The organism is Streptomyces griseicoloratus (assembly GCF_014534645.1).
Classification (GTDB): Bacteria; Actinomycetota; Actinomycetes; order Streptomycetales; family Streptomycetaceae; genus Streptomyces; species Streptomyces griseicoloratus.
Window position 1 is genome coordinate 55,884 of record NZ_JACVQF010000218.1, and the last position, 24,808, is coordinate 80,691.

Annotated in this window: 24 protein-coding genes; 15 read left to right on the forward strand and 9 right to left on the reverse strand. The window is 72.7% G+C overall.

The features are described 5' to 3' along the window. Positions 1-17: 17 nt before the first annotated feature. Both H0H10_RS27125 and H0H10_RS27130 read right to left on the reverse strand, forming a co-directional pair. Positions 18-1,115 carry a baeRF3 domain-containing protein gene (locus tag H0H10_RS27125; RefSeq protein WP_188183752.1) on the reverse strand — a complete coding sequence of 366 codons (1,098 nt, stop codon included), beginning with the start codon at positions 1,113-1,115 and terminating at the stop codon, positions 18-20. 84 nt (positions 1,116-1,199) lie between these two features. Beyond that, entirely contained in the window at positions 1,200-2,789 is a 1,590-nt protein-coding gene (locus tag H0H10_RS27130; protein WP_188183753.1) for an alpha/beta hydrolase, read from the reverse strand. Positions 2,790-3,037: 248 nt separating this feature from the next. Here H0H10_RS27130 and H0H10_RS40790 point away from each other — a divergent pair, with 248 nt between their 5' ends. Continuing rightward, a complete protein-coding gene (locus H0H10_RS40790; RefSeq protein ID WP_188183754.1) occupies positions 3,038-3,727 on the forward strand; it encodes a chaplin in 690 nt (229 codons plus the stop codon). A 355-nt stretch (positions 3,728-4,082) separates the two neighbouring features. On the opposite strand, the gene H0H10_RS27140 is transcribed toward H0H10_RS40790, so the two are convergent. Both H0H10_RS27140 and H0H10_RS27145 read right to left on the reverse strand, forming a co-directional pair. After that, complete coding sequence (locus tag H0H10_RS27140) at positions 4,083-4,568, reverse strand: nucleoside deaminase (protein WP_188183755.1); 486 nt, start codon at positions 4,566-4,568, stop codon at positions 4,083-4,085. Between the two features lie 62 nt (positions 4,569-4,630). After that, positions 4,631-5,338, reverse strand: a complete 708-nt coding sequence (locus H0H10_RS27145) for a TetR/AcrR family transcriptional regulator (RefSeq protein WP_309141908.1) — start codon at positions 5,336-5,338, stop codon at positions 4,631-4,633. A 128-nt stretch (positions 5,339-5,466) separates the two neighbouring features. On the opposite strand from H0H10_RS27145, the gene H0H10_RS27150 reads away from it, so the two are divergent. Further along, complete coding sequence (locus tag H0H10_RS27150) at positions 5,467-6,426, forward strand: NAD-dependent epimerase/dehydratase family protein (RefSeq protein ID WP_188183757.1); 960 nt, start codon at positions 5,467-5,469, stop codon at positions 6,424-6,426. 75 nt (positions 6,427-6,501) lie between these two features. Here H0H10_RS27150 and H0H10_RS27155 read toward each other — a convergent pair whose 3' ends face one another. Together H0H10_RS27155 and H0H10_RS27160 are read right to left on the reverse strand one after the other, a co-directional pair. Beyond that, positions 6,502-6,765 carry a GlsB/YeaQ/YmgE family stress response membrane protein gene (locus tag H0H10_RS27155; RefSeq protein ID WP_188183758.1) on the reverse strand — a complete coding sequence of 88 codons (264 nt, stop codon included), beginning with the start codon at positions 6,763-6,765 and terminating at the stop codon, positions 6,502-6,504. Positions 6,766-6,933: 168 nt separating this feature from the next. After that, complete coding sequence (locus tag H0H10_RS27160) at positions 6,934-7,374, reverse strand: SPW repeat protein (protein ID WP_188183759.1); 441 nt, start codon at positions 7,372-7,374, stop codon at positions 6,934-6,936. Between the two features lie 227 nt (positions 7,375-7,601). Here H0H10_RS27160 and H0H10_RS41315 point away from each other — a divergent pair, with 227 nt between their 5' ends. From H0H10_RS41315 to H0H10_RS27175, 4 genes are all read left to right on the forward strand, one after another. Then, positions 7,602-7,685 carry a putative leader peptide gene (locus H0H10_RS41315; protein ID WP_365655653.1) on the forward strand — a complete coding sequence of 28 codons (84 nt, stop codon included), beginning with the start codon at positions 7,602-7,604 and terminating at the stop codon, positions 7,683-7,685. Between the two features lie 214 nt (positions 7,686-7,899). Continuing rightward, positions 7,900-8,457, forward strand: a complete 558-nt coding sequence (ssuE, locus tag H0H10_RS27165; RefSeq protein ID WP_188183760.1) for an NADPH-dependent FMN reductase — start codon at positions 7,900-7,902, stop codon at positions 8,455-8,457. Positions 8,458-8,601: 144 nt separating this feature from the next. Next, positions 8,602-9,750, forward strand: coding sequence for an LLM class flavin-dependent oxidoreductase (locus tag H0H10_RS27170; RefSeq protein ID WP_188183761.1), 1,149 nt, complete (start codon positions 8,602-8,604; stop codon positions 9,748-9,750). Positions 9,751-9,953: 203 nt separating this feature from the next. Then, positions 9,954-10,844, forward strand: a complete 891-nt coding sequence (locus tag H0H10_RS27175) for a glycoside hydrolase family 19 protein (RefSeq protein ID WP_188183762.1) — start codon at positions 9,954-9,956, stop codon at positions 10,842-10,844. 15 nt (positions 10,845-10,859) lie between these two features. Here H0H10_RS27175 and H0H10_RS27180 read toward each other — a convergent pair whose 3' ends face one another. Next, positions 10,860-11,318 (reverse strand): pyridoxamine 5'-phosphate oxidase family protein, encoded by a 459-nt coding sequence (locus H0H10_RS27180; protein ID WP_188183763.1) that lies wholly within the window; start codon positions 11,316-11,318, stop codon positions 10,860-10,862. Positions 11,319-11,466: 148 nt separating this feature from the next. On the opposite strand from H0H10_RS27180, the gene H0H10_RS27185 reads away from it, so the two are divergent. Both H0H10_RS27185 and H0H10_RS27190 read left to right on the forward strand, forming a co-directional pair. Then, the gene (locus H0H10_RS27185; protein WP_188183764.1) at positions 11,467-11,859 is read left to right on the forward strand and encodes a VOC family protein; all 393 of its coding nucleotides are present in this window, start codon (positions 11,467-11,469) and stop codon (positions 11,857-11,859) included. Positions 11,860-11,903: 44 nt separating this feature from the next. Continuing rightward, a complete protein-coding gene (locus H0H10_RS27190; RefSeq protein ID WP_188183765.1) occupies positions 11,904-12,983 on the forward strand; it encodes an adenosine deaminase in 1,080 nt (359 codons plus the stop codon). Here the strand turns inward: H0H10_RS27190 and H0H10_RS27195 are convergent. Next, entirely contained in the window at positions 12,965-13,480 is a 516-nt protein-coding gene (locus H0H10_RS27195) for a mycothiol transferase (protein WP_188183766.1), read from the reverse strand. The two genes, H0H10_RS27190 and H0H10_RS27195, sit on opposite strands and share 19 nt — an antisense overlap. Before the next feature lie 25 nt (positions 13,481-13,505). Further along, a complete protein-coding gene (locus H0H10_RS27200; RefSeq protein WP_188183767.1) occupies positions 13,506-14,390 on the reverse strand; it encodes a LysR family transcriptional regulator in 885 nt (294 codons plus the stop codon). Positions 14,391-14,520: 130 nt separating this feature from the next. Here H0H10_RS27200 and mgrA point away from each other — a divergent pair, with 130 nt between their 5' ends. From mgrA to H0H10_RS27235, 7 genes are all read left to right on the forward strand, one after another. After that, positions 14,521-15,513, forward strand: a complete 993-nt coding sequence (gene mgrA / locus H0H10_RS27205) for an L-glyceraldehyde 3-phosphate reductase (RefSeq protein WP_188183768.1) — start codon at positions 14,521-14,523, stop codon at positions 15,511-15,513. Between the two features lie 153 nt (positions 15,514-15,666). Beyond that, the gene (locus H0H10_RS27210) at positions 15,667-18,213 is read left to right on the forward strand and encodes a Pls/PosA family non-ribosomal peptide synthetase (RefSeq protein ID WP_188183769.1); all 2,547 of its coding nucleotides are present in this window, start codon (positions 15,667-15,669) and stop codon (positions 18,211-18,213) included. Beyond that, entirely contained in the window at positions 18,210-20,753 is a 2,544-nt protein-coding gene (locus H0H10_RS27215) for a non-ribosomal peptide synthetase (RefSeq protein WP_188183770.1), read from the forward strand. The genes H0H10_RS27210 and H0H10_RS27215 overlap by 4 nt, the downstream gene beginning before the upstream one ends. Before the next feature lie 21 nt (positions 20,754-20,774). After that, positions 20,775-21,812, forward strand: coding sequence for a TauD/TfdA family dioxygenase (locus tag H0H10_RS27220; protein WP_188183771.1), 1,038 nt, complete (start codon positions 20,775-20,777; stop codon positions 21,810-21,812). Then, a complete protein-coding gene (sbnB, locus tag H0H10_RS27225) occupies positions 21,809-22,879 on the forward strand; it encodes a 2,3-diaminopropionate biosynthesis protein SbnB (protein ID WP_188183772.1) in 1,071 nt (356 codons plus the stop codon). Before H0H10_RS27220 ends, sbnB begins: the two co-directional genes overlap by 4 nt. A 58-nt stretch (positions 22,880-22,937) precedes the next feature. Further along, positions 22,938-23,957 carry a 2,3-diaminopropionate biosynthesis protein SbnA gene (gene sbnA / locus H0H10_RS27230; protein WP_188183773.1) on the forward strand — a complete coding sequence of 340 codons (1,020 nt, stop codon included), beginning with the start codon at positions 22,938-22,940 and terminating at the stop codon, positions 23,955-23,957. Positions 23,958-24,152: 195 nt separating this feature from the next. Then, positions 24,153-24,761 carry a 4'-phosphopantetheinyl transferase family protein gene (locus H0H10_RS27235; RefSeq protein WP_309141909.1) on the forward strand — a complete coding sequence of 203 codons (609 nt, stop codon included), beginning with the start codon at positions 24,153-24,155 and terminating at the stop codon, positions 24,759-24,761. Positions 24,762-24,808 lie beyond the last annotated feature (47 nt).

Below are 24,808 nucleotides of genomic sequence, written 5' to 3' on the forward strand. Positions count from 1 at the left end.
GGTGGACGGCGGGTGCCTCAGTACCGCAGCACTCCCGCGATGCCGTTCGCGTCCCCCAGCGTGCCGTCCGGTACGAAGCGGACGTCGGCGCCCGTCTCCAGGCACTGCTCGACGATCTCGTCCACGATGTCCTCGCGGGCGTCGAGGTCGCCGCTCTCCGCCGGGATGAGATGGTCACCGGCGTCGCGCACCGTCACCCGGTAGTTCTCCTCGACCGCCAGCAGCCGTACACGGCCCGACCGGGCGCTCTGCCACAGCTCGTCGACCCCGGCCGCGTAGTCCTTGCGCCCGCGGGCCGCCTCCAGCTCCTTGGCCACCGCGGCGGCGGAGCCGCGGGCCTCCTCGGCGAGCACCGGGTGCACCGCCTGCCACACGCCCTCGGCGGTGCCGCCGTGGGCGAGTCCGCCGCGCGGCACGAGGACCGCGTCCCTGGCGATGCCGCCGGCCTCGTCGAGCAGGGACAGGGCGGGCTGCGGGCCGGTGATGTACAGCGGCCGCGGGTGCGTCCGCAGCACCTTGGCCATGGCCGCGTCGGCGTCGCGCAGGAACCGGCGGGTGGTCTCGTCCCGGAAGGTGCTGGGCGTGTCCCCGATCCGTTCCTGGCGTTCGGGGTCGAAGTTCTCGGGGGGCCGGTCCATCGGGAAGCCGCCGGTGCGCTCCTCGACGACGCGGTCGACGCCGCCGTTCCACAGGGCCACGCGGTCGGCGGCGACCGACAGCACCCAGAACGGCCGCTCGGCGGTCTGCGCGGCGACGAGGTTGCGGGTGAGGAACGTGTCCGAGAGCACCACGCGCTCCGGCACGGAACGGGCGAGGGTCCACACCTGGTGCTCGCCCGGAGCGGCGAAGATCGCCAATCCGTCCTCGGCGTGCGCCAGATCGACCTCGGTGAGGGCCCGGTCGAGTTCCCGGGAGACCTCGATGCGCCGCTCCCGGGTGACCGAGGGATCGTCCTCCAGCTGTTTCTTGGCCTCGGCGACCGCGTTGCGCAGCCGTACCGGGTCCTGGGCGTTGTTCGGCTCGCGGCGGTGCGTCGGCGTCAGCACGGACACCGCCGGATACGGGCGGGGCCGCCGCAGCTCGGCGAGGGTGGCGGGACTGAGATCGTGCTCCATGTCAGCACGATAGGGCGGATGCGCGTATCGGGCATTCGGAGCAAGTCGCCGGTTCGGCTGCCGGCCCGCCCGCGTGGTTCCGGATCAGCCGCCGCTGCGGCCCGCGTCGTCCTCGGACCCGCAGGAGCTGCCGTCGGGCGGCAGGGAGCCGTACAGCAGGAAGTCGTCGACCTTGCGGTGCACGCACTTGGACGACGCGTAGCCGGTGTGGCCCTCGCCCTTGTTGTCGAGCACCACGGCCGACGGGCCGAGCCGCTCGGCCGTCTCCTCCGTCCAGCGGTACGGCGTCGCCGGGTCGCCGCGCGTGCCGACGAGCAGCATCCTGGCGGTGTCGAGGTCCTTCACGTCCTCGCGGATGTAGTCGGTGCCCTTCGGCCGGCCGTAGCACATCAGCACCTGGACGAGCCGGTAGGGGCCGAATATCGCGGACGCCTCCTCGTACTGCCGGCGCAGCGGGCCCAGGGACCGGGTGACCTGCTCGGCGGAGGGGCGGTCGGGGTCGTCCGCGCAGTTGATCGCCATCAGCGCCGCCGGCAGGTTGTCGAGGGGGATGTCCTCCTCGTCACTGAGGTCGCCGTCGTCGTCCCGCCGGACGGGCAGGTTGACGCCGCCGGAGACGAAGCCCTCCAGACCGCTGGTGTCGCCGTGCTCGATCAGCTGCGCGAGGGCGCGCTCCAGCGTGGGCCACAGCTGCCTGCTGTAGAGCGCCTGCCCGACGGCTCCCACCAGGTCCTGCCCGGAGAACGGCTCACCGAAGGCGGACGGCACCGGGTCCGCGTCGAGCGACGCGACGAGCTGCTCGACCTGGCGCCGGGAGCTGCGGGGGTCCTGCCCGAACGGGCAGGCGATGTCCTCGGCGCACCAGTCGAGGAAGTTCTCCAGCGCGTTCTGCTGCCCCCGCGCGCCGGCCAGTCCCTGCCTGGCCAGGGGTTCCGTCAGCGTGTCCACCCCGTCCAGCACCACGCGGCCCACCTTGTCGGGGAACTGGGCGGCGTACACCGCGCCCAGCCTCGTCCCGTACGAGAAGCCCAGGTAGTTGAGCTTGCCGTCGCCCAGTGCCCGGCGCATCACGTCCATGTCGCGCGCGGCGTCGACCGTGCCCATGTGGCGCATGACGGGGCCGGAACGCTTCTCGCACTCCGCGGCCGCGTCGCGCAGCTGCCGGAGCACGTCGTGCGGATCCGCCATCTCCTCGTCCCCGTCGGTCGCCTCCACGATGTCCACGGTGGCCGGGCCGCAGGTGACGGGCGAGGACCGGCCCACGCCACGGGGATCGAAGGACACCACGTCGTAGCCGTTGGTCAGGTGCATGAAGTTCTTGCCGCTGGTGGCGAGTTCGCTGACGCCGGAAGCGCCGGGACCGCCGAAGTTCAGCAGCACCGAGCCCCGCGAGTCGCCGGTCGCCCGGTACCGGGCGAGCGCCAGGTCGAGCGTCTCCGCGTCGGGCCGGGAGTAGTCGAGAGGAACGGTGACCTTCCCGCACTGCAGGTCTTTGGACACGTCCATGCCCTCGCAGGCCGACCACTTGATCTTCTGGTTGTGGAACCGGGACAGATCGGGGCCGTCGTCGTCCGCGCCGGCGGTGGGCAGGCCCGCGGCCAGCAGGGTCAGACCGAGTGCCCCGGCGACCGCGCAGCGCCGGACCGTGGACCGGGTCGACGGCTTGGCCAGCATCGATGCCTCCTGGGTGCCGCGTCGCGGACCGTGGATCGGTGCCCTCGAACACACACCATAGGCGGCCCCCGGACGCGCCGCCTCCGGGCGGACCGCCCGCCGTGGGCCGCGCTCGGATCTGCCGCCAGTTCGACAACCCGGCCACTCGATGGAGTGAAAGACCGATAAGCCATAACTCGGATGGTGCGCCCGCGTTTTACCCGGTGCGGGCGAGCGCCCGCGATCATTTCTGGAAGGCAGGGAACCTCATGAGAAGGGTTACCCGAAACGGTGTGCTCGCCGTCGCCGCCTCCGGCGCGATGGCCGTGACCATGCCGGCGTACGCGGCCTTCGCGTCCGACGGAGCCGGCGCGGCCGGCTCCGCGGCCGGCTCGCCCGGGCTGATCTCCGGCAACACCGTCCAGGTCCCGGTGGACGTACCGGTGAACGTGTGCGGGAACACCGTGAACGTGGTCGGGCTCCTCAATCCGGCGGCGGGCAACAGCTGCGCCAACACCGGGTCCGGCAGCACGGCGAGCGAGCAGGGCGGTACGTCCGGCGGCAGCTCCTCCGGCGGAGCGGTCGCCGAGGGCGCCGCGTCGGACTCGCCGGGCGTGCTCTCCGGCAACGGCGTCCAGCTGCCCGTCCACGCCCCGGTGAACGTCAGCGGCAACACGGTGAACGTGGCCGGAATCGGCAACCCGGCCGTCGGCAACCAGTCCGTGAACGGCGGCGACGGCCCCGAGACCCCGGCCCGCCCCGAGGAACCGGAGCCGAGCGAGCCCACCGAGGAGCGTGCACAGCCCGCACCGGCCCCGCAGGCCGCTCCGCCGCGCGCCGAGGCGGCCCTCGCGCACACGGGAGCCGACCAGACCCTGCCCGCCCTCGCCGGCGGAGCTGCCCTGGTCATCGGCGGAGCCGTCCTCTACCGGCGCTTCCGGCCGCGGACGGGCGACTGACGCCGCCCCGGGCGCGCGGCGGCCCTCCGGCCCGGCGCCCGCCGCTACCCGTCCACCGGCCGTGCCCGCCCCGCACCGGCCCGCCCGCGTGTCCGGTCGCCCCGGTGGACCCCCTCGACGCCGCCGGAGGGTGCACGCACCGCGGGTACCGGCCCGGCATCCTCGTGCCGGACACCGAGCGGGCGACGACGTCCCGGACCGGACGACGAGCGATCGCGCCGGGCCGGTCCGGGACGGCGGGAGACACGGCCCCGCCGGCCCGCCCTGCCCGACGGCGGCGGGCCGGACGTGCCGCCCGGCCGGTTCGGCGGACACGGGCCGTCTTCGCCGTCCGCCCGCCGGCGTACGGCCGCCGTCAGCCGCGCCCGCGGTGGAAGCGGTGGTGCAAGGCCCGCACCTCGTCCGCGAGTCCGGGAACGGGACCCTCCACCACCACGCCGGGGGCGACCTCCCGCACCGGCAGCGCCCGCACGGGCGGGGCGGGTACGTCCAGCTCGGCGAGCCAGGCCGTGAGCTGCTCCGAAGAGGCGACGTAGACGATGCGGCCGAGCCCCACCCAGGCATGGGCGGCGGCACACATCGGACAGTGCTCGCCGGACGTGTACACCGTCGCGGCCGCCCGCTCCTCGGGAGCGAGGTGGGCCGCGGCCCAGCGCGCGAGCTCGAACTCGGGATGGCGGGTGCGGTCGCCGGAGGCCACCCGGTTGTGGTCCTCGGCCAGCACCCTGCCGTCCGAGCCCACCAGGACCGAGCCGAACGGCTCGTCACCGGCGTCCAGCGCCTCGGCCGCCAGCTCCACGCAGCGGCGCAGGTACGGCAGCTCGGCATCCTTCACGACCATCGGCCTACGACCCTCCTCGTGATCCGTTCCCTCCCGGCACTCTACGTGTTCCAATCCAGCGCTCAGCGGAGACCGAACGCGTCCGCCAGCGCGTCGAACTGGGCGGTGAGCAGGGTGGCGCCGTCGTGCCCCATCCCGGCGAACTGGCCCGCGACCTCCAGCCCGATCACCCCGTGCAGGCCGGTCCAGGCGAGCACGGCGCCGGCCAGCGCGACGGCCTCGTCCCCGGCGGGCACGTGCCGCGCGGCCCACTCGGCGACCGCCGCGTCACCGGCGGCCCACGTCCGCATCTGCTCGGCCACCGGACGCACCGCCGCCGACGGCTCGCCCCCCGCGAACGCCGGCAGGAACGGTCCGAGCACCGCCCGGGCGCTGTCGAGCGTGTCCGGCGGTGCGCTGTACCCCGGCACCGGTGTGCCCTCGATCAGCAGATAGCGGTGCGGTTGCGCCACCGCCCAGGTGCGGCAGGCCGCCGCCAGCGCCCGCAGCCGGGCACGCGGCGAGGTGTCCGCCGGCAGTGCGTCCGCGGCGGCGCCCACGGCGGCGGCCAGATCGGTGTAGGCGTCCCGGATCAGATCGGTGAGCAGGGCGTCCCGGCTGTCGAAGTAGCGGTAGAGCGCGGGACCCGACAGGCCGACCTCCTTGGCGATGCGAGTCAGCGCCACCGCCGTCGTGCCGCCCTCGGCGAGCTGCCGGAGCGCGATCTCCTTGATCTCCGCCCGGGTCTGCTCCCGGTAACGGTCCCTCGGGCTCAGCCGGCTTCCGCTCACGGGCGGCTCCTCTCGTCTCGTGACACACCTTAACGACCGCCGGAGCGCCCCACGCTTGCTATGGCTCATCGCGAGAGTTACTGTCTCTAACAGTTGCGAGCAGTGCTCACAGAATCGAGGAGACCGGCATGTCCGCCACCACCACCCCCCAGACCCGGGCCCGGCACACCGTCCTCGGAGCCGGCCCCGCCGGCACCGCCCTCGCCGGGGAACTGGTCCGCCGCGGCCACCCCGTACGCCTCGTCGACCGGAAGGGCGACGGTCCCGCGCCGGCAGGCGTCGAGCGGTTCGCCGCCGATGTGAGCACCCGCGAGGGCGCGCTGGCCGCCGTGGGCGGGGCGGCCGTCGTGTACCACTGCGTCAACGTCGGCTATCACCTCCAGGTCGAGGTGATGCCCCGCGTGCAGGAGGCCGTCCTGGCCGCGGTCGAGGCGTCCGGGGCCCGGCTGGTCGTGCTCGACACCCTCTATCCGTACGGGGAGACCGGGGGAGCGGTGATGACCGAGGACAGCCCGTGGCAGGCGACCAGCCGCAAGGGCCGGATGCGCGCCGAGCTCGACGAGCGGTACCTCGCCGCGCACCGCGCCGGCCGCGCACGCGTGGTCCTCGGCCGTTCCGCCGACTTCGTCGGCCCCGGCGTGCTCAACTCCTCCCTCGGCGCCGCCGTCTTCCCCGGTGCCCTCACCGGCGGGGAGGTCCTGGCGCTCGGGGACATCGACCTGCCGCACAGTCACACCGACATCCGGGACGTGGCGGCCGGCCTCGCAACCCTCGGCGAGCGTCCGGAGGGCGACGGCCGGGTGTGGCACCTGCCCACCGCGCCCGCCGTCAGCACGCGTGAGATACACACGATGATCGAGAAGTGCGTGGGCCGCCCCCTGAACGTCGTGGTCCTCGAAGAGGCCCGCCCCTTCGGGCCGTTCGACGACCTGTTCATGGCGGAGTACGCCGAGATGTTCTACCAGCACACGGAGCCCCAGATCATGGACTCCTCCGCCTGCCAGCGCGCCTTCGGGGTGGCTCCGACGCCGCTCGCGGACACGGTGGAGGCGACCGTGGCCTGGTACGCGGAACGCCTCGCGCGGTGAGGCGCCGGGCCGAGCGGACGCGCGGGAGCGGCGCGCCGGATCACGCCCGGCGCGCCCGGCCGGACTCCCGCCTCGTCAGCGACGTGCCCGCGAGCGGTCCAGCGCGCCCACGCCGAGCGCGGCGAGGGCGATCTGGATGAGCCACTCGATCCAGTCGACGCCCTTGGTGTCGGCCACGTCGAGCGCGGTGGCGATCCAGGTGCCGATCAGCGCGGCCACGATGCCCACGAGGATCGTCCACAGGATGCCGATGCGCTGACGGCCCGGGACGACCAGTCGGCCCAGGACGCCGATCACGACGCCGATGACGATGGCACTGATGATGCCGTCGATCTCCATCTCCGCCCCTCTTCGTCAAGTCCCCGCACCAAGGCGTGTTCCCGCTGCGGGCGGGCGCAGTCCGCCTTCAGGGCGGCGACGGGCCGGGTGGCGGGAGGGTCGAGGGGGCACGTGCAGGCCGGTACCTCGTTCGGACCGGCCTGCACGGCGTTCCGGTTGTCGGCGTGCCTACGGCCTTGGGACGCTCCTCGCTGCCGTGCCGGCGCAGACCAGTCCCAGGACCAATGCCAGGACGCCGATGACGATGTTGTTCCACACGACGCCGGCGTCCGGGCTGGAGCCGACGATCCACGGTGAGATGATCATCCACACACCCATCGCGCACATGGCCCAGCTGAGGCCGTACATGCGCTCCGGGGCCCTGGTGAACCCGAGGGCCAGCAGTCCGATGGCGATACCCACGATCAGGTTGTGGGGCACCAGCGCCGGCTGGTTCGCCGTGAAGTGGAGGATCCACGGGGACACGGCACAGTACAGACCGAGCAGGAACACCGGCCCGTCCACGAGTGCCACATCGCGACCACCGAGCATGCGGGCGTAGCGTGCCCGCATTTCCGAGGCATCAGGGTGACTGGTGATGTCACCTCTGGTGTGCGAGACGTGGGCCATGAGTCGTCTCCTTTGACTTGCAGGCCGACCGCTCTGATGCGGTATGCGGTAAGCGCCGCGTACATACATTCTGCGCTTATTTCTCCCTTATGTGTAGAGGTCAGCGAGGGTCCCGCACGGTCTGCCAGCATCCCGAACGTCACACCCTCGTGAATTGCGGTTCCGCGATACGAGATCGTCCGGGTACTCCTTGACGGCTCTCGCCGGCCGCTGTCACGATCGACGGCATGACAACGCGACTGGAACTCACGCGGCGACGCCACGTCGACCTCGCACGCGTTTCCAGCGCCTTCTGTCGCATCGCGGCCTGACCCTCCGGTCCGCCGTCCCCTCCCGCGCCGCGAAGGCCCCGCGCGCGTTCTTCCCTCCCACCGTCCCGGCACGGCGCTCTCTCACGTCCCGTTGAACGAGGACCACGCCGAACCCGACGGTGTCTTCTGCCGGTTCCGACCCCTTCCCCCCGACCGCTTCCACCGGGGCGCCGCCCTCGGCGCCGTGCGCTCCGCCGTCCCGAAAAGAGGGCCCATGGCCACCGTCCTGTCCGTTTCCGGCAGCCCTTCCGCCACCTCCCGCACCAACCGGCTGCTGCGCCACCTCGACGACCGGCTGACCGACCAGGGCCACGAGGTGATCCCGCTCGACGTGCGCACCGTCCCCGCCGACGCCCTGCTCGGCGCGGACTTCCGGCACCCCGCGATCGTCGAGGCCACCGAGCTGTTCGCCCGTGCCGACGGGGTCGTCGTCGGCACGCCCGTCTACAAGGCGTCGTACTCCGGTGTCCTGAAGGCGCTCCTCGATCTGCTCCCGCAGTACGCCCTCACCGGCAAGACGGTGCTGCCGCTGGCCACCGGCGGCTCCACGGCCCACGTCCTGGCCATCGACTACGCGCTCCGTCCGGTCCTGAACTCCATGGGCGCGGCGCACATCGTGCAGGGCTGGTTCACCCTCGACAAGGACATCACCGCGCACGAGGACGGCTCGGTCACGATCGCCCCGGGGGCGGCGGAGGCCCTGGCCCATGTGGTCGACCAGTTCTCCGCGGCCCTGGGCGTCCACGTCCCGGTCCTGGCCGCGGCGAGCTGAGGGCCGGCGGCCGCAGGGGGAGAGGTGCGCCGGCCCTCACCCCGCTCGCCGAACACTCGCCGAGGACCACTTCGGGGCAACGTCCGGTTGCCCCACGCCGCCCGGCCGGCCCGTACCGACGAACGTCCCCGAACGGAGACCCACGTGTCCCTCACCTTCCACTGGTTCCTGCCCACCAACGGCGACAGCCGCCACGTCGTCGGCGGCGGCCACGGCTCCCCGGCCACCGCCTCCGGACGGGACCGGCCGCCGACGGTGGCCTACCTGAGCCAGATCGCCCGTGCCGCCGAGAGCCTGGGCTTCGCCGGCGCGCTCACCCCCACCGGCGCCTGGTGCGAGGACGCGTGGCTGACCACCGCGATGGTCAGCCAGAACACCGAGCACCTGAAGTTCCTCATCGCCTTCCGCCCCGGGCTCCTGTCGCCCACGCTCGCCGCGCAGATGGCGTCCACCTTCCAGCGGCTGAGCGGCGGACGGCTGCTCCTGAACGTCGTCACGGGCGGTGAGAGCCAAGAGCAGCGGGCCCACGGCGACTTCCTCGACAAGGACGCCCGCTACCGCCGTACCGGCGAATTCCTGCAGATCCTCCGCGGGTTGTGGGAGGGCGGGACCGTCGACCTGCACGGCGAGCACCTTCGCGTCGAGGACGCGAGGCTCGTGCGCGTACCGGACCCGGTGCCCGAGGTCTACTTCGGGGGCTCCTCGGCCATCGCGGGCGAGGTCGCCGCCCGGCACGTCGATGTGTACCTCACCTGGGGCGAACCGCCCGCGCAGGTCGCCGAGAAGATCGACCGGATCAGGGCGCTGGCCGCGCGGCAGGGCCGCACCCTGCGCTTCGGCATCAGGCTGCACGTCATCACCAGGGACACCTCCGAGCAGGCCTGGGCCGAGGCCGGACGGCTCCTCGACGGCTTCGACCCGGAGACCGTGCGGTCCGTGCAGGACTCTCTCGCCCGCAGCGAGTCCGAGGGGCAGCGGCGCATGCTCGCCCTGCACGGCGGCTCCCGCGACGCGCTGGAGATCCACCCCAACCTGTGGGCCGGCATCGGCCTGGTGCGCGGGGGCGCGGGCACCGCCCTGGTCGGCAGCCACGACGAGGTCGCCGAACGGATCAGGGAGTACCACGCGCTCGGCATCGACGAGTTCGTCCTCTCCGGATACCCGCACCTGGAGGAGGCGTACTGGTTCGGCGAGGGCGTCCTGCCGCGCCTCGCCGCCGAGGGCCTGTGGCGGCATCCGTACGACGACCTGACGGCCGGCCCGCTTCCCGTGCCGGCCGCCGCCGCGAGCTGACGCCACGCCAGTCCGCCCGGTACTCAATGAAGTTGAACTGGTCTACACCCTTGACTGGTACAGACCAAGGCGGTTGAGTGTGCCTCCACACCCCCCACCACGGCCGCCCCCACGCCGTGGCCGGTCCCACCGGCACGCGCGCACAAGGCTCCTGCCCCCTGTCCTTGTCCGGGGACGGCCGTGCTCGCCAAGGAGGCAGACCCGTGTCGAGACGTCGTATCTCCGCCGTGGTGACCGTGCTCGCCCTCGCGGGAGCCGTGCCCGTGCTCCTGCCGGCCACCACGGCGTCCGCCGCCGCGTGTTCCAGCTACCCGAACTGGACGGCCGGCAAGTCCTACAACGCCGGCGACATCGTGCGCTACACCGACGGCAAGGCCTACATCGCCGAGCACGCCAACCCGGGCTACGACCCGACGATCAGCACCTGGTACTGGGAACCGTACGCCTGCGACAGCGGCTCGCAGACGCCGGTCGGCACCTTCGTGGTCAGCGAGGCCCAGTTCAACCAGATGTTCCCGAACCGGAATCCCTTCTACACCTACCGCGGCCTGACCGCCGCGCTCAGTGCCTACCCGGGCTTCGCCAACACCGGCAGCGACACGACGAAGAAGCAGGAGGCCGCCGCCTTCCTCGCCAACGTCAGTCACGAGACCGGCGGACTGGTGCACGTCGTCGAGCAGAACACCGCCAACTACCCGCACTACTGCGACTGGAGCCAGCCGTACGGCTGCCCGGCGGGACAGGCCGCCTACTACGGGCGCGGCCCGATCCAGCTCAGCTGGAACTTCAACTACAAGGCGGCGGGCGACGCCCTCGGCATCGACCTGCTGAACAACCCCTGGCTGGTGCAGAACGACGCGGCCGTGGCCTGGAAGACGGCCCTGTGGTACTGGAACACCCAGTCCGGGCCGGGCACCATGACCCCGCACAACGCCATGGTGAACGGCGCCGGCTTCGGCCAGACGATCCGCTCCATCAACGGCTCCCTGGAGTGCGACGGCCGGAACCCGGCGCAGGTGCAGAGCCGCGTGACCAAGTACCAGCAGTTCACGCAGATACTCGGCGTCGCGCCGGGCGGCAACCTGTACTGCTGAACCGGCGGCCCGCGGTCAGACGGTCCAGACGCCGTCCCGCATGAGGTGCCGGCCCCTCAGCTCGTGCACCCCGTGCCAGGCCTGGACCGCACGCGGACGCACCCGGAACCAGGCGTACGGGGCGCTGTCCTCGCGCGGATCCCAGCCGGTCTTCGCGAGGAACGCCCCGGCCGCCTCCGCGGGCACCTCCGACGCCCCGAAGGTCTCCACGTCACCGTCGATCAGTACGACGTCCCGGGTGTGCCCGAAAGCCAGCCGCGCCCGGCCGCCCTCGCGCAGATTGCGGCCGGTGGGGTTGGTCCGGCGCGTCGCCAGCCACAGGGACTCGCCGTGCCAGGCGAACCACAGTGGGACCAGGCACGGCAGCCCGTCGGCGTCCGCCGTGGCCACCCAGACGTCGGTCTCCCGTTCCAGGCGGGCCAGTACGTCCTGCTTGCGCCGCTCGGGGCCGCGCGGAGGAGCGGTGATCTTCATGGCGGGGACGCTAGCGGAGACCGCGCCGGTCGCGCCTCGGGCGCGAGGCGTAGGGCCGGAGACCGGCGACCAGGGGTTTCCGGAGACTGGCGCCCAGAGAGTTTTACGTATAACCTCTCCCGTCAATCGCTGCTCCCGGAAGGCCCAGATGACCCGCATCGCCCTGGTCACCCTCGTCGTCGACGACTACGACGAGGCGATCCGCTTCTACACCGAGGCTCTCGGCTTCCGCCTCGCCGAGGACGCCCCCCGCCCCGACGGCTCCCGCTGGGTCGTCGTGGAGCCCGGGGTGCAGGGCGAGGGCACCGCGCTGCTGCTGGCCCGCGCCAAGGGCGGGGCGCAGCGCGACCGGGTCGGCGACCAGACCGGCGGACGCGTCGGCTTCTTCCTGTACACCGACGACTTCGCCCGCGACCACGCCCGCATGCTGGCCGCCGGCGTGACCTTCCTGGAGGAGCCCCGGCACGAGACCTACGGCACGGTCGCCGTCTTCCAGGACCTGTACGGCAACCGCTGGGACCTGCTCCAGCCGGCCTCCTGACCTCCCGAACCCATCGCACCGACCCGCCGAGGAACCACCGCACCATGTCATCTACGCGCATAGACGCCGACCTGATCCGCCGCCTCCCCAAGGCCGTCCTGCACGACCACCTCGACGGCGGCCTGCGCCCCGCCACCGTGGTGGAGCTGGCCGGGGCCGTCGGCCACACGCTGCCCACGACCGACCCCGACGAGCTGGCCGCCTGGTACTACGAGGCCGCCAACTCGGGTGACCTGGTGCGCTACATAGCCACCTTCGAGCACACCCTCGCCGTCATGCAGACCCGCGAGGGCCTGCTGCGCACCGCCGAGGAGTACGTCCTCGACCTCGCCGCGGACGGCGTGGTCTACGGTGAGGTCCGCTACGCCCCCGAGCTGAACACCCGCGGCGGGCTGACGATGCGCGAGGTCGTCGAGACCGTCCAGGAGGGACTGGCCGCCGGCATGGCGAAGGCCGCGGAGGCCGGGACCCCCGTACGCGTCGGCACGCTGCTGTGCGGCATGCGGATGTTCGACCGCGTCCGGGAGGCCGCCGAGCTGGCCGTCGCCTATCGGGACGCCGGCGTCGTCGGCTTCGACATCGCCGGCGCCGAGGACGGCTTCCCGCCCGCCGACCACCTCGACGCGTTCGCGTACCTGCGCCGCGAGAACGTGCCGTTCACGATCCACGCCGGGGAGGCGCACGGCCTGCCCAGCATCCACCAGGCCCTCCAGGTGTGCGGCGCCCAGCGCATCGGCCACGGTGTGCGCATCACCGACGACATCCCCGACCTCGGGTCCGGCAAGCTCGGCCGTCTCGCCGGCTGGGTGCGCGACCGGCGCATCGCCCTGGAGATGTGCCCGACGTCCAACCTCCAGACCGGCGCCGCGACCTCGATCGCCGAGCACCCGGTCACGGCGCTGAAGGACCTCGGCTTCCGGGTCACCCTCAACACCGACAACCGGCTCGTCTCCGGCACGACCATGACCCGCGAGATGTCCCTGCTGGTCGAGCAGGCGGGCTGGACGGTCGAGGACCTGCGCACGGTCACGGTGAACGCGGTCAAGAGCGCGTTCATCCCGTTCGACGAGCGCAGGGCCCTGATCGAGGACGTCGTCCTGCCGGGCTACGAGGCGGCGCTCTGAAGGAGCCCCCGTACATAGGCGGCCTGTCCGGCGTGCTGCAGATCGTCGGACAGGACGCTGACCAGCCGCACGCCCAGGGTGACCGGCGGGTCCCAGTTCTCGTCCACGATCCGCTCCAGGTCCTTGGCGGCCACGGAGCGCAGCGCGCCGAGCGTCTGCTCGTGCACGTCGTCGTAGTAGCCGGTCAGCAGGTCCGCCGAGTCGACCCGCACCTTCGCGACCTTGGCCGAGCTGTGGCCGTACCCGGTGTCGAGGCGCGGCAGCCCCAGGCCGAACCGCTTCTCCCACTCCTGGGCGAGCCACACCTGGTCGAGCCCGAAGGCGTCGGCCATGTGGTCGTCCTGCACCCGGGTGAGGTGCCAGACCAGCCACGTGATGGAGTTGGCGTCACCGGCCGGGCGGGCGTTCAGCTCGTCGGGGTCCAGGCCCTCGACGACGGCGTGGACTTCTTCCCGGATGCGGCTGTAGCCCTCGATGAGGATGTCCTTGGCATGCATGGGTCCACCATCGCGCAGTCCGCCCTCACCCGCTCCCCGTCTCCAGCAGTCCCATGAGCGCGCGTGCCGCCGGACTGGTGGCCTGCACGGGCGGCAGCAGCGCGATCGTCTCGTACGCCGTCTCCCCGGTGTCCTTCAGCGGCAGTGACGTCAGGGAGTCCCGCTTGCGCCGGAAGTGGCGCGGCACGACGGCGATGCCGAGGTCCTCGTCGATCAGGTCGAGCAGCCCGTGCACGTCGTTCACCTCCAGCGCCACCGTCCGCCGTACCCCCGCGGCCGCGAACACCGCGTCGGTGACGCGCCGCGGACCCCAGTCGGGGTGGAAGTCGACGAAGACCTCCTCGGCGAGGTCCTGCGGGGTCAGCACCGCCCCGCCGGCCGCCAGCCGGTGGCCGGGGTGGCACAGCACCGTCATCGGCTCGCCGCCCAGCGAGACCGAGCGCAGCTGGTCCGTGTCCGCCTGCGTCCGGTAGGCGAACGCCAGGTCCAGCCGCCCGGCCGCGACCTCCTCCGCCAGTTCGCCCGAGCCCGCTTGCCGCAGCCGGATCTCCACGTCCGGATGGCGCCGCCGGAACGCGGCCAGCAGCCCCGCCACGTACACCCCGGCCACGCACTGCTCGGTGCCCAGCGACAGCGTGCCGCGCAGCACGCCCTGCACCGCGGCGACCGCCTCGTGCGCCGACCGCACCTGAGCCAGGATCCGCCGGGCCTCGCCCAGCAGCGCACGCCCGGCCTCCGTCAGCGTCACCCGGCGGGTCGTCCGCACGAACAGCGGCGTCTGCAGCTCCCGCTCCAGCGAGCGGATGGACGCCGACAGCCCGGACTGGGACACCAGCAGCCGTTCGGCCGCCCGGGTGAAGTGCTGGTCCTCGGCGACCGCCACGAAATGCTGGAGATGACGCAGTTCCATGATTGAGAAGCGTATCCGCTGAATCCCATCGGATTCTTCTGTTGGACCACTGCCCGCGGGCCGCGAAAGAGTGGGACCCGGTCACGTCAGAAAACCCGGCACCTTTGGTGCCAACCCCACTGGAGTCGCGTTGTACACCGCACACCCCGACCGCTACGCGGACATGCCCTACCGGCGCACCGGACGCAGCGGCCTCAAACTCCCCGCGCTCTCGCTCGGCCTGTGGCACAACTTCGGCCCGGACCGCCCCGTCGAGACCCAGCGCGCCATTCTGCGCCGCGCCTTCGACCTCGGCGTCACCCACTTCGACCTGGCCAACAACTACGGCCCGCCGCCCGGTGCCGCCGAGTCCGCCCTCGGCGAGGCGCTGAAGGCGGACTTCACGCCGTACCGCGACGAGCTGGTGATCTCCACCAAGGCCGGCTACCTGATGTGGCCCGGCCCGTACGGCGAGTGGGGCTCGCGCAAGTACCTGCTCTCCTCCCTCGACCAGAGCCTGAAGCGGATGGGCCTGGAGTACGTCGACATCTTCTACTCGCACCGCCCGGACCCGGAGACTCCCCTGGAGGAGACGATGGGCGCCCTGCACTCGGCGGTCCAGCAGGGCAAGGCGCTGTACGCCGGCGTCTCCAACTACTCGCCGGAGCAGACCCGCGAGGCCGCCCGCATTCTCGCGGACCTCGGCACACCGCTGCTGATCCACCAGCCGCGCTACTCGATGCTCGACCGGCGTCCGGAGAGCGAAGGGCTCCTGGACACCCTCGACGAACTGCGGGTCGGCTCCATCGCCTACTCCCCGCTGGAGCAGGGCCTGCTGACCGCCCGCTACCTCGACGGCATCCCGGAGGACTCGCGCGCCGCGAGCGACAGCCCGTTCCTGAACTCCGACGCGGTCACCGAGGAGCTGGTCGGCAGGCTGCGCACCCTGAACGAGATCGCGGCGTCCCGCGGCCAGTCGCTGGCCCAGATGGCGCTGGCGTGGGTGCTGCGCGAGGGCCGGGTGACCTCCGCCCTGGTCGGTGCCAGCAGCCCCGAGCAGCTGGCGGACAGCGTCTCGGCCATCCGCAACCTGCACTTCGGCGCGGACGAGCTGGCCCGGATCGACGAGGTCCTGAAGCGGTAGGACATCCGCCATCGGCGTCGGACACCGGCGCCATCTGGTGAGACATCCGCCCACGATCCGAGAAGTACGGCCGGACCCTCATCCCTCGGCCCCCCGGCAACGAACACCTAGCGAGGCAGGGGCAGGCGACCGTCGGCAGCCGAGGGGGTCACCATGACGGGACAGGAGCTCCAGGAGGCGGTCACGGACCCGGGGGCAGGGGTCCGGCCTCGCGAAGCGCCGCCGGATCCCGTCGTGTCCGCCGGGGCGGAGCGGTTCGCCGGGCTGCTGGCGGAGGTCGCCCACCTGGACGAGGTGCCCGTCGACAGCAACTTCTTCGACGATCTCGGCGCCGACTCCCTGGTGATGGCCCACTTCTGCGCGCGGGTGAGGAAGCAGCCGGATCTGCCTCCGGTGTCGATGCGCGACGTCTACCGGCATCCGACCGCGCGTGCCCTGGCGGCCGGACTGCTCGGCGGCACCCCGGCTCCACCCGACGCCGGGACGCCCGGCCCGTCGGCTCTGCCCGGGAGCCGGGCGCCGGCACCGGCGCCGCCGACGGGCCGCCCCCACCACGTGCTGTGCGGGGTACTCCAGCTTCTGGCCTTCCTCGGTTACGCCTTCCTCCTCGCCGCCGTCACGGCCCAGGGGTACGAATGGATCTCCGCCGGAACGCACCTGCTCGACGCCTACCTGCGGTGCGTCGTGTTCGGCGCCGCGCTGCTCGTCGTTCTGTGCGCCCTGCCCGTGATCGCCAAATGGCTGCTCATCGGCCGGTTCACGGACCGTCGGTTCCGCGTCTGGAGCCTCACGTACTTCCGGTTCTGGCTGGTCAAGACGCTGATCCGGTCGAGCCCGCTGGTCCTGTTCGTCGGATCGCCCCTCTACCCGCTCCTCCTGCGGGCGCTGGGTGCGCGGATCGGACGAGGAGTGACGATCCTTTCGCGCACCGTACCCGTCTGCGCCGACCTGCTGACCGTCGGGGACGGCGCGCTCGTCCGCAAGGACGCGCTGATCAGCTGCTACCACGCGGCCGACGGTGTGATCGAGACCGGGCCGGTCACGCTGGGACCGGGCGCGGTCGTCAGCGAGGCGACCGTGCTGGACATCGGAACCCGGCTCGGCGACGGATCCCGGCTCGGGCACGCGTCCAGCCTCCACACCGGGCAGGCGGTCCCGGACGGCGAGCACTGGCACGGGTCTCCGGCCCGGCCCGCGGACGGCGGCTTCCCGGAGGTGGAGCCCGCCCGGTGCGGCACCGTACGCCGAGCGGTCCACGGAGTCCTGCTGCTGCTCACGGCGCTGCTGGTGTACGTGCCGGTGGCGGTGGGCCTCCTGGGCGTGCTGCTCTCCCGGATGCTGGAGGGGTCCGCGGCGGTCCGGCCGAGCGGGGCGGCGTCCGCCGGTGCGGTGCTCTACACCGACGTGCTGGTGGTCACCGCCGTGGCCTTCTTCGGCGGCGTGCTCGCCGCTCTCGCGGTGCTCGGCACCGTCCCACGGCTGCTCCGCAGGCTGGTCGAGCCGGGCCGGACGTACCCGCTCTTCGGGTTCCACCACGCCGTGCACCGGGCGATCGTCCTGATGACGAACAGGAGGTCCCTGACGCGTCTGTTCGGCGACAGCTCCTGCATCGTGCACTACCTGCGCCTGATCGGCTACGACCTCTCACCCGTGGAGCAGACCGGCTCGAACTTCGGCACGCAGGTCAAGCACGAGAGCCCGTACCTGAGCAGGGTCGGCACCGGCACCATGGTCGCGGACGGACTGTCCCTGATGAACGCCGAGTACTCCAGCACCTCCTTCCGCCTGTCGCCGACCGCGATCGGGGCGCACAACTTCGTCGGTAACCGGGTCGCCTACCCGTCCGGCGGCAGGACCGGCGAGAACTGCCTCCTCGCCACCAAGGTGGCCGTCCCGGTCAGCGGACCGCTCCGGCACGACGTGGGACTGCTCGGCTCTCCGTGCTTCGAGATCCCGCGATCGGTCCGGCGGGACAGCACCTTCGACGAGCTCGGCGCCGGTGACGGGCTGCGCCGGCGCCTCGCGGCCAAGAACCGGCACAACGCCGTCACCATGGCGTACCACCTGCTCACGGGATGGCTGTACGTCTTCTGCGTCGCCCTGCTCTTCGCGCTCGCCGCGAGCCGGTACCCCGTGTGGGGCACGGCGGTGATCGCGCTGGCCAACGCCGTCCTGCTGCCGTTCACCCTCCTGTACTTCGTCCTCGTCGAGCGGGCCGTCACGGCGGTGCATCCCCCCGGGCCACTGTTCTGCTCGATCTACGACCGGCGCTTCTGGCGCCGCGAGCGGTACTGGAAGGTCCCGTCGGAGACGTATCTCCACGTCGTCGACGGCACTCCGTTCAAGAGCGTCGTCTGGCGCCTGCTGGGCGTCCGGATCGGCGCCCGCGTCTTCGACGACGGCTGCGCCCTGACCGAGCGCCGCATGGTCGCCATCGGGGACGGCTGCACCCTCAACGCGGGCAGCGTCGTGCAGTGCCACTCCCAGGAGGACGGCACGTTCAAGTCCGACCACAGCGCGCTCGGTGCCGGCTGCACCCTCGGCGTCGGAGCGTTCGTGCACTACGGCGTGACGGTCGGCGACGGCGCCGTGCTGGCGGCGGACTCCTTCCTCATGAAGGGCGAGACGGTCCCCGAGCACGCCCGCTGGGCGGGGAATCCGGCCCGTCCGGCCCTCGACGACACCGGAGGTGCGCAGTGACGGCACCGACTTCGACCGACGCCCGCGTCCCCGGACACGACGGCCGTGCCGACGGCGGCGGCTGCACGGCCGTGCCCCGATGGGCGGCCGAACCGGTGGCCGGCGCAGCGGAGCACGTCAGGTACCTCCCCGACGCGGTGACGGCGGCCCTGCGCGGACGGGCCCGTGAGCTCGGCGTGCCGCTCGGCGCGATCCTCCTCGCGGCGCACGCGAAGGTGCTCGCCGCGCTCTCCGGAGATCCCGAGGTGCGCAGCGGCTACCGCGCCCCGGGCCGGGCCGGGCCGCTGCCGTTCGAGCTGACGGTCGGGCCCGGCCCATGGCGCCGGCTGGTGCTGGAGGCCGCGAGGGCCGAGGCCGCGGTGCTGTCGCCCGGGCCCGCCGCACCGTCCGCGGCCGGCGCCGAAGCGGTGTTCGCCCCGGCCGGACCGGAGAACACCGTCCCGGTGGACGGCAGCGTGCTGCTCGGCGTCTCCGCCGGTGAGGAGGACGGCCGGCTCGTGCTGCGCGTGCGCCACCGAACGGATCTGCTGGACGCCGACTTCGCCGCCCGGATCGGCGGATACCATCTCGCCGCACTCGAGGGGATCGCCGCCGACCCCGACGCCCCGCACCACCGGCGCAGCCTGCTGTCCGCGGACGAACTCCGGTTCCAGCTCGACGGACTGGCGGGGCCACGCCGTGAACTGCCGGACCGCCGGTTCCACGAACTGTTCGAAGAGCGGGTCCGGAGGCATCCGGACGCCGTCGCCGCGATCCACCGGGGCCGGCGCTGGACGTACGGGGACCTCAACACGCGGGCGAACCGGCTGGCCCGCGCCCTGCTGGCGCAGGGGACCGGTCCCGAGGACACGGTCGCCGTGGTGACCGAGCGCGACCTGCACTGGGCGGCCGGCGTGATCGGCGTCCTCAAGGCCGGCGCCGTGTACCTGCCCGTCGACCCGCACCACCCGCCCGGCCGCATCGCCACCGTGCTCACCCGCGCCGACTGCTCGTACGTCCTCACCGAACCAGGCAGCACCACACACCTCGACCGGGCCCTGACGTCGCTCCCCGGAACCCGGCGGCTCCTCGTCCCGGACCTCACCGAGCGGACCGCCGACGGAACCGACCTCGGCCTGGACATAGCGGCGGACCGGCTCGCGTACGTCTTCTTCACCTCCGGCTCCACCGGAGAGCCGAAGGGCGCGATGTGCGAGCACGCCGGCCTCCTCAACCACCTGTACGCCAAGATCGACGATCTGCGCATCGGCGAGGGCACCGTGGTGGCGCAGACGGCCTCGCAGTGCTTCGACATCTCGCTGTGGCAGTTGCTGGCGGGGCTGCTGACGGGCGGGCGGACACTGCTGGTCGAGCAGGACGCCGTGCTCGACGCGGACCGGTTCCTGGACCGGATCACCGAGGACCGCGTCAACGTCCTCCAGGTGGTGCCGTCCTACCTCGACGTCATCCTGTCCGCGCTGGAACGCGCTCCCCGCGACCTGCCGGACCTGCGGTGCGTGTCCGTCACCGGGGAAGCGCTGCGCGGGGAGCTGGTCCGGCGGTGGTTCGCCACCGGTCCCGCCGTGCGACTGGTCAATGCCTACGGACTGACCGAGACGTCCGACGACACCAACCACGAGGTGATGGACCACGCGCCCGCCACCGACCGGATCCCGCTCGGCCGGCCGGTCGCCAACGTGCACCAGTACGTCGTCGACGACCATCTGCATCCGGTCCCGCTGGGCGCCCCCGGCGTCATCGTCTTCTCCGGGGTGTGCGTCGGCCGCGGCTACGTCAACGACCCCGAACGCACCCGGCTCGCCTACATGGCCGATCCCCACCGCCCTGGCCAACGGCTCTACCGCGGGGGCGACTTCGGCCGCTGGCGGCCCGACGGAAAACTGGAGTTCCTCGGCCGCCGGGACGCGCAGGTGAAGATCCGGGGGTTCCGCGTCGAGATCGGCGAGGTCGAGAACACGCTGTTGCGCGTGCCCGGCGTCACGGACGGCGCGGTCGTGGTGACAGGCGCGCAGGACCACGGCCGCCGGCTGGCCGCCTTCTACACGAGCGAAGGCGCGATGACCGCCGAGGACCTGCGGGAGCGGCTCGCGGACCGGCTCCCCGCGTACATGGTTCCGGAGTCCGTCCACCGGTTGGACCGCCTGCCGCTCACCGCCAACGGCAAGACCGACCGCAAGGCGCTCTCGGCGCTCGCCGAGTACCACGGCCAGGCCCACGACTCCGGCGGTGTCCCGCGGACGCCGACCGAACGGCGGCTCGCGGCGGCCTGGGCGGCGGAACTCGGCATACCGCCCGGACGGATCCACCGGGGCGACGACTTCTTCGATCTGGGCGGCACCTCCCTGTCGGCGGTACGGCTCGCGGTGTCGCTGGACCGGGCGATCTCCCCGCGCGACCTCGCCGGGCATCCCGTACTGGCCGACCTGGCGCGCCTGATCGACACCCGGACCGGCGCGGACGACCCGGCGCCCCGGTCCCCGCTGGTCCCGGACGGTCCCACGCACACCGCGCCGGTCCGCCTTCCCGGGCGAGAGACATGAGCAGTACGACAGGAGAACGACATGCTGTCCGCAGTCTTCCGCAAGCGCAGGGCCACCGGGCCACCGGCCGCACCCCACACGGGCATCGCGGCACCGGCCCCGGACGGCCCTCCGGTACTGGACGCCGAGGGCCCACCCGACGCGGCGGCCTGGGTGGCCGGCCGACGGGACCTGCTGCGCGAACTCCTCGCCGAGCACGGCGCGCTCACCGTCCGGGGCCTCGGCCTGAGCACCCCGGCGGACGTCGGGTCGGTCCTCCACCAGGTGGCCGAGCACCCCGTGGCCGAACGTGAGGCGTTCGCCGCCCGCCACCGCCACGCGGACGGCGTCTACTCGTCGTCGGCATGGCCGCCCAACCAGCCCATGTGCATGCACCACGAGCTCAGCTACGCCCTTCAGTGCCCCGGCCTGATGATGTTCGCCTGCCTGGAGCCGCCTGTCGAAGGCGGGGCCACCGCGGTGGCCGACTCGGCCGCCGTGCTGCAGGCGCTGCCCGCCGAACTGGTCGACCGTTTCGCCCGGGAGGGCTGGCTGCTCACCAGGGCCTACAACGACGGGATCGGCGCGACGCCGAGTCAGTCCTTCGGCAGCGACGACCGTGGCGCGGTCGAGGCGTACTGCCGCGCCCACGCGATCGACTGGTCCTGGCAGCCGGACGGGTCACTGCGGACGCGGCAGCACCGGAACGCCGTCGTACGGCACCCGGTCTCCGGCCTGCGCTGCTGGTTCAACCAGATCGCGTTCCTGAACGAGTGGACGATGGAACCCGACGTCAGGGAGTTCCTCGTGGACGAGTACGGCCCGGACGGTCTGCCCTTCAACACCCGCTACGGCAACGGCGACCCGGTGCCCCCGGACGTCGTCGAGCAGATCAACACGACCTACGAGGCCCACGCCGTGAGCCGGTCCTGGCAGCGCGGGGACCTGTTGCTCGTGGACAACATCCGCACCGCGCACAGCCGCGAGGCGTACCGGGGGCCACGGAACGTCGTGGTGGCGATGGGCGACCCCGTACGTGCCCATCCGCCCGGGCCGCCGGCGGGGAGGGCAGTCGCATGACCGCCGTGCACCCCGATGGCGAACCGGCCGTCGGGACGGACACCCCGGTCGTGCCCTCCTTCGCCGTCGTCCCCGGCAGCCAGGTCAAGCAGGTGCTCGAGGGCCGTGAGAAGACCGTGGTGGAGGTCGTCGAGGCGACGTACCGTCTGCACGGCGCCGGCCGCACGGTCAACCCGCCGTCCTCCTTCCTGCGCTTCCCCGACCGGCCGGCTTCACGGATCATCGCCCTGCCCGCCTCGCTCGGCGGTGAGGGCCGGGTGGACGGCCTGAAGTGGATATCCAGCTTCCCCGCCAACGTGGCGTCGGGCATTCCCCGGGCGTCGGCCGTGCTCATCCTCAACGATCCCGCCACGGGCTACCCCTTCGCCTGCATGGAGAGCTCGATCATCAGCGCCGCCCGGACCGCCGCGTCCGCCGCGTCGGCGGCCGACCGGCTCAGCAGGGGACGACCGCGCCCCGCCCGCCTCGGGTTCGTCGGGGCGGGGCTGATCGCACGCTACATCCACACGTACCTGGAGGGCACGGGCTGGTCCTTCGACACCATCGGCGTGCATGACCTGTCCGCCGGCAGCGCGGCCGGCTTCCGCACCTACCTGGAGCAGTCCGGAGCCGTCGGACGCGTCACCGTGCACCGCAGCGCCGAGGAACTGATCCGCCTCAGCGACCTGATCGTCTTCGCCACCGTCGCCGACCGGCCGCACATCGCCGAGCCGTCGTGGTTCCGGCACAACCCGGTGGTGCTGCACGTGTCGCTGCGCGACCTCGCGCCGCAGGTGCTGCTCAGCGCCACCAACGTCGTCGACGACATCGACCACTGCCTGAGAGCCGCCACCTCACCGCACCTCACCGAACGCCTCACCGGCAACCGCGACTTCCTGCTCGGCACGCTCGACGACGTGATGGCCGGCCGTGTGACGGTCCCGGCCGACCGCCCGGCGGTCTTCTCGCCGTTCGGCCTGGGCGTGCTCGACCTCGCGGTCGGCAGGTTCGTCTACGACGAGGTGGCCCGCTCCGGCGAGCTGAGGATCATCGACGACTTCTTCCACGAACTGCGCCGGCACGGCTGAGGACGGCTCGTCGCCGGCCGTCCGGACGGCCCTCGCGGTCACAGACGAGGAGGACATCGTGCCAGTCATATCCGTCCCCTACGCCTTCAACGAGGAGGACCTGTACGTCGACCTGGAGCCCATGACCGGACACCGGCTCTTCCTCAAGTGCGAGGGCTTCAACTTCGCCGGTTCGATCAAGCTGAAGGCCGCGACCGAGATGGTGGAGTCCGCCGAGCGGAACGGAATCCTCACCCGGGACTCCATCCTGGTCGAGTCCTCCTCCGGCAACCTCGGCGTCGCACTGAGCGTGATCGCGGCGAGCAAGGGCTACCGCTTCGTCTGCGTGACGGACTCCCGCTGCAACCTGGCCGCCCGGCTGATGATGGAGGCCCTGGGCAGCCAGGTCCACGTCGTCTCCGACGAGCACGCCGCCGGCGGCCTCCTGGGAGCCCGGCTGGCGCACCTGCGCGAGCTGTGCGCCGCGGACGACCGCTACGTGTGGCTGAGCCAGTACACCAACCCCGACAACTGGCGGGCGCACTACGGCCGGACGGCCCCGGCCATCGCCCGCCGCTTCCCGCAGCTGGACGTGCTGTTCATCGGCGTCGGCACCACCGGCACCCTGATGGGATGCGCGCGCTGGTTCCGCGCCTGGCACCGTCCGGTGCGGATCATCGCGGTGGACAGCGTCGGTTCCGCCATCTTCGGCCATCCGCCCGGACGGCGGATGATCCCCGGACTGGGCATGAGCGTCCGGCCGCCGCTGCTCGACGAGTCGTACGTGGACGAGGCGGTCCGCGTCGAGGAGGCCGACGCCATCCGCGCCTGCCGGCACCTGGCGGAGCGGGGCTTCCTGTTCGGCGGGTCGACCGGCACGGTCGTCAGCGGGGCGACGAGCTGGCTCGACCGGCACGCGACGCCGGGCCTCACGCCCGTCGCGATCGCCCCGGACCTCGGTGAGCGCTATCTCGACACGATCTACCAGAGCAACTGGGTGGAGGCCCTTTACGACGACGACGCGCTCCCCCCGCCGGTCGAGCGCGACGACGGACGAACGGACCGTGAGGAGCACGCCTCCGACGGCCTGCTTCCCTGACCGCCCGCTCGGTGCGGGCACTTTCCCGGCCGAAGGCGGCGTCCCATGTGCCCCCTCCTTCCGCGACGCTCCGAGGCGCCGGCCCCCGCGGGTGCGTACCGCCCGGTCCTGCGTCCCGAGCGGCTCACACCCGCCACGTGGGCCGGGCCTCCGAAGCCGCCCCGCTCCGGACGGCCCCGGCTGTGGCTGGCGTACGTGGACGACCTCCGCGGCGTCGTGGCCCCGCTCGCCGACTTGCTGCTGGACAGCCGGGAACGGGCGCGGGCCGCGGCGCTCCACCGGCCGGCGGACCAGGACGGCTACCGGGTCGCCCACGTGGGCCTGCGCATGCTTCTCGGTGCCTACCTCGGGGTCGAGCCGTCGGACGTGACGCTGGTCCGGCAGCCGTGCCCGTTGTGCCGGGCCCCGCACGGCCGTCCCGGCGTGCCCGGCGTGCCCCTGTGCTTCTCCCTCTCCCGTACCGACGGCCTGTGCCTTCTCGCCTTCGCGGAAACGGCCGTCGGCGCGGACGTCGAGACACTGCCCGCCTCCGACGTCGTCGCCGGCCTCGCCACGATGCTGCATCCCGAGGAGACCGCCGAGCTCGCGGCGTGCCCGCCGGACCGGCGGCCCGCCGCCTTCGCCCGCGTGTGGACCCGCAAGGAGGCGTATCTGAAAGGGCTCGGCACCGGACTCGCACGTGACCTCCACCTCGACCGCCTCGGCACCTGCGCGTGCGGGCCCTGTCCGGTGCCGGGCTGGGCGGTCCACGACGTGGCGGTGGAGACGGGGTACGCGGCTGCCGTCGCCGTGGCCGAGGAGTGACGCGGCAGTCCGCCCGCCCACTCGGTTCCCGGACGCGGACGCGGTGC

Coding starts and splice junctions, on each gene's coding strand:
- H0H10_RS27125 (WP_188183752.1), bottom strand. CDS start 1,115: ATGGAGCACGATCTCAGTCCCGCCACCCTCGCCGAGCTGCGGCGGCCC.
- H0H10_RS27130 (WP_188183753.1), bottom strand. CDS start 2,789: ATGCTGGCCAAGCCGTCGACCCGGTCCACGGTCCGGCGCTGCGCGGTC.
- H0H10_RS40790 (WP_188183754.1), top strand. CDS start 3,038: ATGAGAAGGGTTACCCGAAACGGTGTGCTCGCCGTCGCCGCCTCCGGC.
- H0H10_RS27140 (WP_188183755.1), bottom strand. CDS start 4,568: ATGGTCGTGAAGGATGCCGAGCTGCCGTACCTGCGCCGCTGCGTGGAG.
- H0H10_RS27150 (WP_188183757.1), top strand. CDS start 5,467: ATGTCCGCCACCACCACCCCCCAGACCCGGGCCCGGCACACCGTCCTC.
- H0H10_RS27155 (WP_188183758.1), bottom strand. CDS start 6,765: ATGGAGATCGACGGCATCATCAGTGCCATCGTCATCGGCGTCGTGATC.
- H0H10_RS27160 (WP_188183759.1), bottom strand. CDS start 7,374: ATGGCCCACGTCTCGCACACCAGAGGTGACATCACCAGTCACCCTGAT.
- H0H10_RS41315 (WP_365655653.1), top strand. CDS start 7,602: ATGACAACGCGACTGGAACTCACGCGGCGACGCCACGTCGACCTCGCA.
- ssuE (WP_188183760.1), top strand. CDS start 7,900: ATGGCCACCGTCCTGTCCGTTTCCGGCAGCCCTTCCGCCACCTCCCGC.
- H0H10_RS27180 (WP_188183763.1), bottom strand. CDS start 11,318: ATGAAGATCACCGCTCCTCCGCGCGGCCCCGAGCGGCGCAAGCAGGAC.
- H0H10_RS27185 (WP_188183764.1), top strand. CDS start 11,467: ATGACCCGCATCGCCCTGGTCACCCTCGTCGTCGACGACTACGACGAG.
- H0H10_RS27190 (WP_188183765.1), top strand. CDS start 11,904: ATGTCATCTACGCGCATAGACGCCGACCTGATCCGCCGCCTCCCCAAG.
- H0H10_RS27195 (WP_188183766.1), bottom strand. CDS start 13,480: ATGCATGCCAAGGACATCCTCATCGAGGGCTACAGCCGCATCCGGGAA.
- H0H10_RS27200 (WP_188183767.1), bottom strand. CDS start 14,390: ATGGAACTGCGTCATCTCCAGCATTTCGTGGCGGTCGCCGAGGACCAG.
- H0H10_RS27210 (WP_188183769.1), top strand. CDS start 15,667: ATGACGGGACAGGAGCTCCAGGAGGCGGTCACGGACCCGGGGGCAGGG.
- H0H10_RS27220 (WP_188183771.1), top strand. CDS start 20,775: ATGCTGTCCGCAGTCTTCCGCAAGCGCAGGGCCACCGGGCCACCGGCC.
- sbnB (WP_188183772.1), top strand. CDS start 21,809: ATGACCGCCGTGCACCCCGATGGCGAACCGGCCGTCGGGACGGACACC.